This window comes from Bradyrhizobium sp. CCBAU 11386, from assembly GCF_028128955.1.
In the GTDB taxonomy this organism is placed as follows: domain Bacteria; phylum Pseudomonadota; class Alphaproteobacteria; order Rhizobiales; family Xanthobacteraceae; genus Bradyrhizobium.
The window spans coordinates 1-11,199 of the sequence record NZ_LBKA01000149.1; the positions used below are offsets into that span (position 1 = coordinate 1).

General features: G+C 61.0%; 4 protein-coding genes and 3 pseudogenes. 1 reads left to right on the forward strand and 6 read right to left on the reverse strand.

The window, feature by feature from the left end:
* Positions 1-231: 231 nt before the first annotated feature.
* From XI09_RS09615 to XI09_RS09625, 3 genes are all read right to left on the reverse strand, one after another.
* Entirely contained in the window at positions 232-3,636 is a 3,405-nt protein-coding gene (locus XI09_RS09615) for an acetyl-CoA carboxylase family protein (protein ID WP_271566624.1), read from the reverse strand.
* Positions 3,633-3,779 carry a hypothetical protein gene (locus XI09_RS09620; protein WP_271566625.1) on the reverse strand — a complete coding sequence of 49 codons (147 nt, stop codon included), beginning with the start codon at positions 3,777-3,779 and terminating at the stop codon, positions 3,633-3,635. Before XI09_RS09620 ends, XI09_RS09615 begins: the two co-directional genes overlap by 4 nt.
* Before the next feature lie 127 nt (positions 3,780-3,906).
* Entirely contained in the window at positions 3,907-5,391 is a 1,485-nt protein-coding gene (locus XI09_RS09625; RefSeq protein WP_271566626.1) for an AMP-binding protein, read from the reverse strand.
* 829 nt (positions 5,392-6,220) lie between these two features.
* Here XI09_RS09625 and XI09_RS09630 point away from each other — a divergent pair.
* A pseudogene (locus XI09_RS09630) lies at positions 6,221-6,748 on the forward strand (IS110 family transposase); the annotation flags it as partial.
* Between the two features lie 301 nt (positions 6,749-7,049).
* Here XI09_RS09630 and XI09_RS09635 read toward each other — a convergent pair.
* The 3 genes and pseudogenes from XI09_RS09635 to XI09_RS09650 form a co-directional block, all read right to left on the reverse strand.
* Positions 7,050-7,675 (reverse strand): annotated as a pseudogene (locus tag XI09_RS09635) (IS630 family transposase); the annotation flags it as partial.
* A gap of 2,211 nt (positions 7,676-9,886) precedes the next feature.
* Positions 9,887-10,219, reverse strand: a pseudogene (locus tag XI09_RS09645) (IS66 family transposase); the annotation flags it as partial.
* Between the two features lie 87 nt (positions 10,220-10,306).
* The gene (locus XI09_RS09650; protein ID WP_271566627.1) at positions 10,307-11,077 is read right to left on the reverse strand and encodes an SDR family NAD(P)-dependent oxidoreductase; all 771 of its coding nucleotides are present in this window, start codon (positions 11,075-11,077) and stop codon (positions 10,307-10,309) included.
* Positions 11,078-11,199 lie beyond the last annotated feature (122 nt).

Consider the following 11,199-nt stretch of genomic DNA (forward strand, 5'->3'; position numbering starts at 1 on the left):
AAACTAACAGTCCCTTGTCCTGCCTCGCGGGTGGAGGAATTTGACTGACCACACCCGGAGGAATTTGAAGTGACCCGCGGGGCATATATCCGCCAAGATACCAAGAAGCGCGTCCGTTTGGCCTAGACATCAATCCGCGCAACCAGGCCTTCGTTGTCGGGCTGTTCGTACGAGGTGGGCTTCAGGTGGTCGCTGACAGCATCATGGCTTCTGGATGCAACCACCACTCCGTCACCACGTGTCTACGAAGGCGACCTTCTTTCCTGCCCGGGGCACCGGAAGCGGAGCCGCTTCAAGGCCCATAATGATCCACTGCCGGGTATCGGCCGGATCGATTACATCATCAAACTCGAACACGGTTGCGCCATTCACGGCCGACGCCCAGTCATAGGCGCGTGCCACAAGCTCTTCGTAGCGGGCCTTGCGCTCGCTGATGTTCTCGATGGCGGCCAATTCCGCGCGCCGCTCCAACTTAACGCGGCCCTCAAGGCCCATATCCGCGAACTCCCCCGTAGGCCAGGACACCACAAATGACGGAACATGGAAGCCGCCGCCCGTCATGGCGAGCGCACCGAGTCCGTAGGCTTTGCGCAAGACGACCCCGAACATCGGCACGGTGACGTTCGCGCCGGTTACATAAAGCCGTCCGCAATGCCGGACGGTAGCAGTCCTTTCAGCCTCTGGTCCGACCATGTTGCCGGGCACATCGAGCATCGAGAGAATGGGGATGTCGAACGCGTCGCACAGCTGCATGAAGCGCGCCGCCTTGTCGGCGGCATCTGAATCCACGGCGCCGCCAGTCGGCGAGGTGCAGTTGTTGGCGATGACGCCCACAGTTCGGCCTTGCACCCGAATGAACGCCGTTACCATTGCTAGACCAAATCGCCGACGAAGCTCGAGCATCGAACCCTCGTCCGCAATCGTGGCGATGATCTTCCGGATATCGTACGGAGACCTTCTGTTTTGCGGAATCATGTGGCGGAGGGACCGTTGGTCTGGGGCAGTCCAATTGGTCACGGGCCCCTGGAAGTATGATAAGTATCGCTTGGCGACCGCTACGGCTTCAGCCTCATCTTCGACGACAACGTCGATCACTCCGTTGGGCTCCTGGACATCGACAGGACCAACCTCTTCTGGAGTGTAGCGCCCGAGCCCGCCGCCTTCGATCATGGCCGGACCGCCGATACCGATAGTGGAATCTCGGGTCGCAATAATTATGTCGCACAGCGCCAGAAGAAGCGCATTTCCGGCGAAACAGCGACCCGACGTGATGCCCACGAGTGGGACTAAGCCCGAGAGTTTGCCGAGATGGCGCCACGTGCCAAATTTGAGGCCGCCCGTATAGGCTGGCGGTGGAGGCGGATCGCCAGGATAGCCCGCGGCTCGACCGCCGCCACCTTCAGTGAAGAACACGACAGGGAGCCGCTGCTGCTCGGCGACTTCGAGCATACGGTCGGTCTTGTCGTGTCCCTTCCCGCCCTGAGTGCCAGCGAACACCGTGTAATCGTAAGAGAGGGCGACGCAGCGGGATCGTTGGGGTCCGAAGAGAGCCCCGTTCACTCGACCGATTCCCATGACCATGCCATCGCCCGGAGCTTTTCGGAGTCGGGCTTCCAACTGATCTCGCGATTCGTTATGTTGGCGTGCCGTTGTTACGAGCGGGCCATACTCCAGGAAAGTGCCTCGGTCGCAGAGATCCTCGATGTTCTCACGTGCCGTACGTTTCCCCGATAGCTTTCGCTTCGCTGTTGCCTCGGCTCGCGCGTCATCGCGAGTAAGCGCATGGAAATGTTGAACTCTCGCGAGGTCGGGGCCGATGAAATCAAGATCGATGCTCGTCTCGGCTACCAGTTCGGCTCCGGCGACCTCTGCCGGTTCCAAAAAGAGCAGCGGAGCGCCTTCCTGGATCGCGGTCCCACGCGTCACCACGATCTCACGCACGATACCGGATGTACTCGCCGTGATGGCATACTCCATCTTCAGCGCCTCAAGTACCGCGACTGTCTGACCTTGCCGGACCTCGTCTCCAACCTGCACGTGCACGACGACGACAGTTCCCTGCATCGGAGCGGCGACCGCCTCGCAGCCGGGGGGACCCGCGAGCATTACTTTCCGCGATTTACGTGGTGATGACGTCCTCGTCTCAGTCCGACCGGGTCGCACGGCGAGGACCGCGAGTGGATCATCCAGATCAACGTCGGCTCCGGCAACAAGCGTCTCCTCGCCTGCGGCGGAGAAGTATCGCGGCCGCTCAGCATTTTGAGCAATCAGCTCTTTAATGTGCTCGTCGATGTAACGGGTGTGAAGATGCTCAACGCTGAGGGCGGTGCTCTTCAGGAGGGCTTGTAGAAAGGAAAGGTTGACGGAAACTCCATCGATGCGGAATTCGCTCAACGCACGCCTGGCCCGCGCGATGGCTATCGTGAGATCTGGGCCATGCGCAACAACCTTCGCCAGAAGGCTGTCATATCGGACGCTCGTCTCGTATCCAGCGTAACCGAAGCCGTCTACCCGAACGCCCGGCCCAGCCGGCGGCTCGTATACATCGATGATACCGCCAGTAGGAACGCTTGTTCCATCGGTTGTCATCCGCTCCATGTTGACCCGCGCCTGGATGGCGAATCCGCTCGGGCTGGGCACCTTCTCCTGTATCAACTGGAGGTCGGCCAATGTCGCGCCATCAGCGATCTTCAGTTGTGCGGCGACCAGATCGAGCCCCAAAACCTCCTCGGTCACGGTGTGTTCGACCTGAATCCGAGGGTTCGCTTCAATAAAGACGAACTTTTTGGATCCGGGCCGCGCGTCAACCAGGAACTCCATTGTACAAAGCCCGCGGTATTTCGCGTGCTTGGCGATCCGCACCGATGCGCCAAGAATTTGCTCGCGGACCTCTGGCTGGAGCCCGAATGCGGGTGCAATCTCCATCACCTTCTGGCGTTGGCGCTGGAGGCTGCATTCGCGGTCCCACAAGTGCGCGACGCCGCCTCGCCCATCTCCGATGATCTGCACCTCGATGTGACGCGCGCGGGGGAAGAACTCCTCGACGTAGAGATCGCCTGATCCGAAAGCCTGGACAGCCTCAGAGCTGCAACGTTCAAAGGCACTGCAGAGATCTTCGATCGACGACACCGGTCGCATGCCACGCCCGCCACCGCCAGCGACGGCTTTGAGCATGACAGCAAGCCCGGGTCCCAGAGACTCGAAGAATTCTCGAGCCTCTGGGTAAGTCACGGCGCGGTTCACGCCGGGCAAGAGCGGCGCGTCGCAGGCTTCTGCAGCGCGGCGCGCGGCAGCTTTGTCGCCAAATAGCGAGAGCGTGGCCGCCGTCGGCCCGACGAAGGTCACTCCTGCCTTTTCGCACGCAGCCGCGAAGGCCGGGTTCTCGCTGAGAAAGCCATATCCGGGATGAACGGAATCACAACCGTTCTGGAGTGCCACGTCGAGCATGCGCTTCCAATCCAGATAGGCTGCCGCTCCCTCGCTTCCGAGACCGGCAGATCCGTCCGCCACTTTGACGTGCAAGGACTTACAATCGTCATCGGCAAACACCGCGAAGGTTTCGATCCCAAGGTCGGCGGCAGTTCGCGCGATGCGGATCGCAATTTCGGCGCGATTGGCGATAAAAAGCTTCTTCATGGAGTTCCAGCCTCGTTCGTCGCGAGTTGAGCGGCGTCGACCGCCGTGTGCTTCAGTTTCAGACCCACGTTGTCGACCTGCGCGTACAGCGAAAGCCGCTCAGCTCGAGAAGAACCGCACTGGTCGCCGAACGAGAGCCGCATCCTCCACCTCAGGCGCCGCGCACTGAACACGGTCCGGCCGCTGCGCAGGCGGGGATGCTCCAAAGCGGTTGCTAAGCTTTGCGCTTGATGTTCATTCCCAGTCAGATTTATCTCGCAAGCAGGTCGATTACGTTTGGCTAAGGGTTGACTTCAATCGGGCGACCCGCTGGTCACGCAGCTGCGTCCGGCGGACCTTACCGGCATCATCACGGAGGGGCTCATCGACGAACTCGATGGTGCGCGGATGTTTATAGGTTACAAGCCGCTCGGCCAGATGCGCTAGGAGCATCCCTTCAGTCAGACCCGGGCGGGCCTGGACGATGGCGTGGACGGATGAGCCCATGTCCTCGTGCGGAAGGCCAACGACAGCGCTTGATAGCACCAAGGGGTGCTCGTCGATCGCCGCCTCGACCTCGGCTGGATAAACGTTAGCCCCTCCAACTAGGATCATGTCGGTGCGCCGATCTGCGAGGTAGAGGTAGCCATCAGCGTCAAAGTAGCCGATGTCGCCGAGACTCTCCCATCCGCCCGGGAGGGCGCGGGCCGTCGCGCCAAGATAGCGATACGCGGCCTGGGCGTCGCTCGATCGCCGCATGTAGATCTCACCCACCTCGCCCGGCGGCAGTACATTGCCGTCGGCGTCGACGGCTTTCATGTCGCCCACCATCACGCGACCGACAGAGCCGCGGTGACTAAGCCACTCACTACCGGTGATCATGGTATAAGCAATGTTCTCACTGCCGCTGTACATCTCCATGACCGCCTCGGGCCCCAGCCAGCCGATGAAGGCCTCCTTCAGCCATGGCGGACAGGGCGCAGCCAAGTGCCAGAGCGTCTTTAGCGTTGAGATGTCGTATCGGGTTCGCACCTCTTCCGCCAGCCGCCAGATCCGGCTCATCATGGTGGGCACCAGATAGATCCAAGTTGCACTGCGACGCTGCACCTCAGCCAGCACTGCCTCGGCATCAAAGCGCGGCATCAGGACCAAGTGGGCGCCGTCCAGAAGTGCCTGCATAGCGAAAACGAAAGGGCCACCGTGATAGAGCGGCCCAGGAATGAGCGCCGTCTCGGTCGGGCTCAAGCGCCAGACTGTCGCGTTCTTGGGTTCGGCCGACGTCTCACCCCGCGAGCCGGAGAGGACCAGCTTAGGTCGACCGGTCGACCCACCGGAGGTCAGAGCATACGCAACCGGAGAGACACGCGACTCAACTGGCCGATCATCGTCGGACAGCGAAAGCAAGTCATCGACCGTAACGCGTTGTCGGTCCATCTCCATACCGGCTAGTGCAATTACCACCGAGGGCGCAGCAAGATCGACGATGGCGCGTAGTTCGGCTTTCGGCAGCCGAAATGACACCGGTTGCGGTGTCGCCCCGAGCTTCCAAACACCCCAACACGCCTCGATGAAGTCGACTCCGTTGCGTAACCCGATGGTGACGAGGTCCCCGGGCTTGACCCCCAACTTCTCCAGGGCACGAGCGACGCGATTGGTCCGCGCCTCCAGCTGACCGTAGGTGAGCGTAGTCTCCCCGCAGGTGACCGCTGGGGCATCCGGCATCGCCTGGGCGCGGCGGAACAACTTCTCGCCCAAGGGAATCATGACTTCTGGCATTTTCCGTTACAAATCGCTCTCGTTTCGCTTACGTTCGACGTTCTCGTAACGGAGTCTCGCCGAAGAAATTCGCCGAAATTCCCGATTATTGCGCAGGCTTTCTGCGAGTGAGTACGTTCAGAGGCAACACAGGAGGAGCCTCTAAGCGGTTTCTCCTCCTGCGAGAACTTGGGCACCCCACCGAAGATAAACCGGAATTTGCACGATTACGGTGCCTTGGGTAGGGTATTGCAGCGGCAGAAGCCTTCGGTGCGCGCGGCAGCAGCACGCACCAACGCTTTCGGCTTGGCAAAGACGTTCTCGGTCGGATTGAGGTTGGGCTGTAGACCGGAAGATAGAGGAGCTTTGCACGGCAGCCTCGATCGCCGCGCGCGCCCCCGCGCCCTTATGGTTGCCGAAATTGACGGGGCGTGGCCCCCTGACGGCGTCGCTGTGCCAAAGTTACGTCGATGATCATCACTCGAATGGAGGCGTCCAGGTCGGAACTTAACGTAATCGGGTTGGATCTGGCGAAGTGCAAGAGCAACTGCCGCGTTGGCGCCATCTGCTCAGACCTTCAAGCGAGGTCGCGATTTTACGGCATGCTCGGCCTCATGGCGCTGCAACGCTCCTGGGGCAGCAAGCAGAAGCTCGGCAGACATCTCGGATGGGCGCACGAACCTTGCGTCGCCTGCTGATCATCGGAGCCCGCGCCACCGTGCGCTGGGCCAGGCGAAAGGGATCGATGACGGATCCTTCTCTCGCGGATGCTGGAGCGCAAGCCGCCCTTCGCCAGCAAGACGGCACGCATCGTCTGGGCGTTGATGGGCACGGGCGGCATTTACCGGTCAATGACGGCCTCAGCGAGATGCTCCGAGCGCCCATGAGCGAATTGCAAGAGGAGTTGTCCGAGCTTGATACCCGCATTGCGGCCTATGACCGGCGGATAAGGGAAATCTTCCGTACGAATGAGCAGTGCCAGCGGCTCGGCAAAATCGAAGGCGTCGGACCTGTCACGGCAACAGCCTTGATCGCAGCCGTGGGCGATAGAAGCTGTTTCAAGAACGGCCGCCAGTTCGCGGCTTGGCTTGGCCTGGTGCCGAAGCAGCGATCCAGTGGAGGACGGGTCCGCTTGTTCGGCATCAGCAAACGCGGCGATCGATACCTGCGGACGCTGATGATTCGCGGAGCTCGCGCCGCTTTAAGCCGGGCCACTGGCAAGCAGGATCCGCGAAGCCTCTGGCTCGGCAAACTCCGGCAACGGCGCCATTCCAATGTCGCGGCCGTGGCTCTTACCAACAAGAATGCGCGGATCGTGTGGGCTATGCTCACAGGCGACGCAGCTTATGAGCCGGCGCTGTCGGTGAAGGCGGCCTGAAGCGAAACGGCAATCGAGGAAAGGAGGTCTTACCCGGCAATTGCAACAAATGGCAGCAGATGGCGAAACGGTCACCCCGTCGCTTCCAGAACCTGATGTGTGGACCGGCACGGCTTGCGCCGATGTCTCGGGGCCGTTGAGGTGGAAGCGGGCGAAAACCATCCAGGCTCGCGGCGAAGACGTTGTCCAGCCGCATCAAGAAGCCGGATATACGTCTGCAGTTGTGACCGTCGATCCTGATCAAGCCGGCCGTTGCAATCGGGCGGGGTCCATATACGTCCACACATGTCCATGATCAGGAGTCGCCAGGCTTCAGAGACGGCAGCAGGATCCGCTCGGGATAGGTGCGGGAGCATTCCCCGTGGATCAGCCCGTCGAACAGGCAGGGAGCCGGGAGCCGGCCGTAACGCAGTGCGCAGAGGAAGGTCATCGTGCGCCAGTGGCCATTTGGTGCGAACCCGTGAAGGCGAGCTCTTTCGGTGCCAATCCCCGCAACAGAGCCATATTGCTCTTCACCAGGTTTCCTCGACGAAGTCGAGGCGCTGAGGATCAAGGCCGGCCCGCCACGATCGCCAGCGTCGCCGTCGGCGGGCCACATCAACGCGGCCCTTGTTCAAAAGCGAACAACGTATTTTTAGAACCGCAGCCCCTCCCGGCGCATGAACAGCCACAACTCGTACTTCAGCGCGTGCAGCTCAAGTGCCGGGTCTGCCTGATCCGCTCCTTGATAAACTCGCCGTGCGGATCCATTACAGACTTACTCTGTCACCGGGCTTGACAGAGCCGGTCGCACGATAACGCTGCGACCACTTCACCATCGAGGAGACGGCCACGCCAAAACGCAAGGCCGGCAGAGCGGCAACTCTCACCCTTCGATACTGCCGCGACCACCCGCTTCCGCAGGTCGTTGGAAAGGGGGCCGACAATCGATGCTGGCCTCAATGCCAGCATCTGAATCATATTCGCCGCGACCGGGATCCCTCCTGATTCAGTAAATTCGTGAACCGCTCTAGGAGTTCGAATGTCCGGATCGTCGATCCTACCATCGTTCGGGCGCTTCAGCACGCAGCCGCGCGAAAACGTATGGCCGCGCCACTGCAAGCATAATGAGGGGTGGTTTGAACAGTTTGCACAAATTATCTGGCATGTCGGGGCTCTGGTAGCTGCCAAGATGGAGATCCGCGCGCGCCCATCCTCCTGAAGAGGCCTGCCAAGGCCATTTTTCGCCGGAGCTTTTCAGAAGGCCGATCGATTGTCAGGCCATCCTTTCTTTCGCTCGTCGCAGCTCTCGTCCGATGAAGTCTCCGCCGGGGCTTGTTCCTTATGCCGTTATCGAAATGGCTCTCCGTTCGTGACGCAGCAGCGCCACAAGTACAGGCCATCTTCGGGCCAAGGCGACGATAGCGACGTTGGGGAGGGAGCGAGAATGACCACGCAGCCAGACTCCGGATCGCCTCGGCCAGTTTGATTTGCCGGGATCCGCCACAAGGTCTGCCGCCAGAGGTAGAAGAAATCTGTGACGACGATCGCGCAGGCTTGTGGCGCGCGGCGACGCGCTCGAGCCTTTGACTGCTCACGGTTTCTCGATCTGCTAGAGCGCCGCCATCCGCTCGAGCGTTGCCGTTGCCACTTCTGAGCTTCCCGAAACATGCAGCTCGTTGAACTTGCTACTGCCGTGTACCGGCAGCCAGGCAGTGCGATGCCATTATGCCGCGATCGGATTGCGCGAACTTGTTGTTGGCGGCATAGCCAAGCACCTGCAGCATGCCGCGATAACCATCGAGGTGCCGGACCGCGCATTCGCCCAAGCGAACCGTCTTCGAAGCGCTAAGTCACTTCCGCTGACCGTCGCGGCCAAACGTTCGGTCATCCGTGGCATAGGCTTATCAATAGGCCATCTGTGTCGATCCGGAGCCCGGGGTGAGGATCCGCAAAGTGATTCGTCGGCAAGCGGCCGTTCGGCCTTCTTGATCTCGCTGAACACGTAGTCGGCCATGATCTCGACGCCGAAGCCGACCTTGCCATCCATTGCGGCATCAGCTGGCGCTCGAGCTCGGCATGATCGCGGGCGCAGATTTTCGGCTTCCGATGATCGCGCGCTGATGCCGCGCAGTATTCCAATCTGATCGCGCGTATGTGAAGCCCTGATCGGCAGCCTGTGGTCAAGCGGCGACCGAAGAGATCCCGTCTGGTCTCACTCGACGGAGCGAAGCTAATTGGACGCGTACCCCCAACAGTGCCGTAGCAGCCGATGCGCGGCGGCGATCAGGGGAAGATTCCGCATTGCCGCATGTAAGCTGTTCCCGACACACTATTGTTGCTTCATCTATTTTGCTCTCTAGCCACGGAGCGGGGGAAGCCGGTCACGCAACTGGTGGGCGTTTCGAGCGCGCCGATGTTGCGCTCGGTCCTCGACCGAGCGCTTGCAAAGGCATCAGGCAGTCATCAGGCGTGGTCAAGGCCGCCACAGGCGAAGGCGGTGGCGTCCCGCGCCAGCCTTGAGCACGGTCGATCACCGGTCTACTTCACACCGCCGTTCCTTCATCCAGCAGTGGCGCGCTTTCCGGTGATGTGACGATCACGTTGCTTTGTGCCGGGTTATCCCAAGAGCCAAACAGCAGTGCGCTTGCTTGCTCGCTGCGCCACAATTTGAGACAACGTCGAAGAGTTCGGAGTACTTCGCCCGGGTAGACCCCGGGGTTTTCTGCCTGATGCTTGGACGGGAGTTCGCTGCTGGCCCGCCATGGCTCGGCCTCGAACTTCGCGCAGCTGTGCGTAGCGCTGACGAGCTCCCGGCGTCTTGGTAGATCCGCGCACGATTGCGACGCCCCGCGCGACCAAACCGCTTCAGTGTGTCACGTACCGTCGTCGGCCCGATGCCGACGCGCTCGCCAACTACGCGCGTCGAGAGCCTAACCTCAAGGCTCAGCGTCAAAATCTCGCGCAGGGCGCCAGATAACCCTCATCGTCGGCAATCCTTCCAGCTGCTTCCAGCCGGAGAAATGGTCCAACGAAGGGGCCTCGCACTAAACTGCGCGCGATCATTTCGGAACCCTGCGCACCATCAAACGGTGCGCACCATCATCTCGGAATCGGTTTAGATTGCCTCCTGTCGTAGAGCAGCGGGACGTGGGCTTATTTGGCGGCGGCGATCTGGGCCAGACGCGCTTCCGTCGGGAACGCCTCCTCAATGATACGGGCCGAGCCCGGCGCCTAGATCACGCCATGCGCGTTCTTGAAGGCATACCTTTGGACGGCGCGCGGCGATCACCCGGAACTTCGCCCGCACCACCCGCAGACGCACCGACACGTAGCAGCCGATCGGTACCCTCTGGTGCCAGCATGCTTAACCAGCGCTTCCGGCTCGATGACAGTTTCGATCCGTTCCAGATGGGGTGCAAAGCCCTTGCGCCGACGCGGTGCACGCTTGCCAACCGCTTGCTCACGACCCTTGCTCACCTGGGCCTTGATCCATGTTACCGTCATCGACTAATAGTCGATGCTTAACTATCGCTGATTCTGGTCAGCTAGAGCCTGCGGTTTTGCAACTCAATCAGTCTAGGCTGCGCAGAATCCACCATCGATGATGTGCGAGGCGCCGGTCATGTAAGATGCCTTTTCTGAGCACATCCACACTACCGCCTCTGCGATCTCCTCTGGCAGGCCGAGCCGGTTCATCGGTACCGCGGCCATCAAATCATCGCGGATCTTCATGGTCCAGTGCTCGGTCATCGGCGTGTCGATGAACCCGGGACTAACGCAGTTTAGCCGAATCTTGTCCTTGGCGTATTCCAACGCGGCTGTCTTGGTTAGCCCTATCACACCGTGCTTGGCCGCGACGTAATGCGTCACGGTCGGCATTCCGACAACCCCTGCGATGGAAGCGGTGTTGACGATAGCGCCGCCGAAGCCTTGCTTCAGCATCTGCGCGATCTCGTGCTTCATACACAGGAACACGCCGGTCAGATTAACGGCGAGCATGCCATCGAAGTTCTCGCGGCTAATCTCGTGGGTGCGCTGACCGACCGAACCCCCTGCACGGCTGCTGATGCCGGCACTGTTGAAGGCACAGTCGATCCGGCCGAACACGGCGACCGTGCGCGCCACCATTGCCACGACGTCGGCCTCGTTCGCGACATCGCCGCCCAGCGCGACCGCTTGTCCGCCCGCCGCGTTGATCAGCGCCACCGTGGCGGCGGCGCGCTCTGGTGCCTTCCCGGCGACCGCGACGCGCGCACCTTCCTTGCTCATCGCAACTGCAGCCGCGCGTCCGATGCCCGATGCCCCTCCAGTCACAAGCGCTACCTTGCCGTCGAGAATGCCCGCCATCGTGCTTTACCTTACTTTTCTCGCTGCCAGTCACAAAAGGAGTGAAGGCGATTGAACAGTCATCCGCGCTAAGTGTACAATGACGTCGGCTGGCATCTTTGCTTCCATTCTTTTCAGAGTCT

What these genes read in the sequence shown, in the direction of transcription:
- XI09_RS09615 (WP_271566624.1), bottom strand. Translation starts at nt 3,636, where the DNA reads ATGAAGAAGCTTTTTATCGCCAATCGCGCCGAAATTGCGATCCGCATC.
- XI09_RS09620 (WP_271566625.1), bottom strand. Translation starts at nt 3,779, where the DNA reads ATGCGGCTCTCGTTCGGCGACCAGTGCGGTTCTTCTCGAGCTGAGCGG.
- XI09_RS09625 (WP_271566626.1), bottom strand. Translation starts at nt 5,391, where the DNA reads ATGCCAGAAGTCATGATTCCCTTGGGCGAGAAGTTGTTCCGCCGCGCC.
- XI09_RS09650 (WP_271566627.1), bottom strand. Translation starts at nt 11,077, where the DNA reads ATGGCGGGCATTCTCGACGGCAAGGTAGCGCTTGTGACTGGAGGGGCA.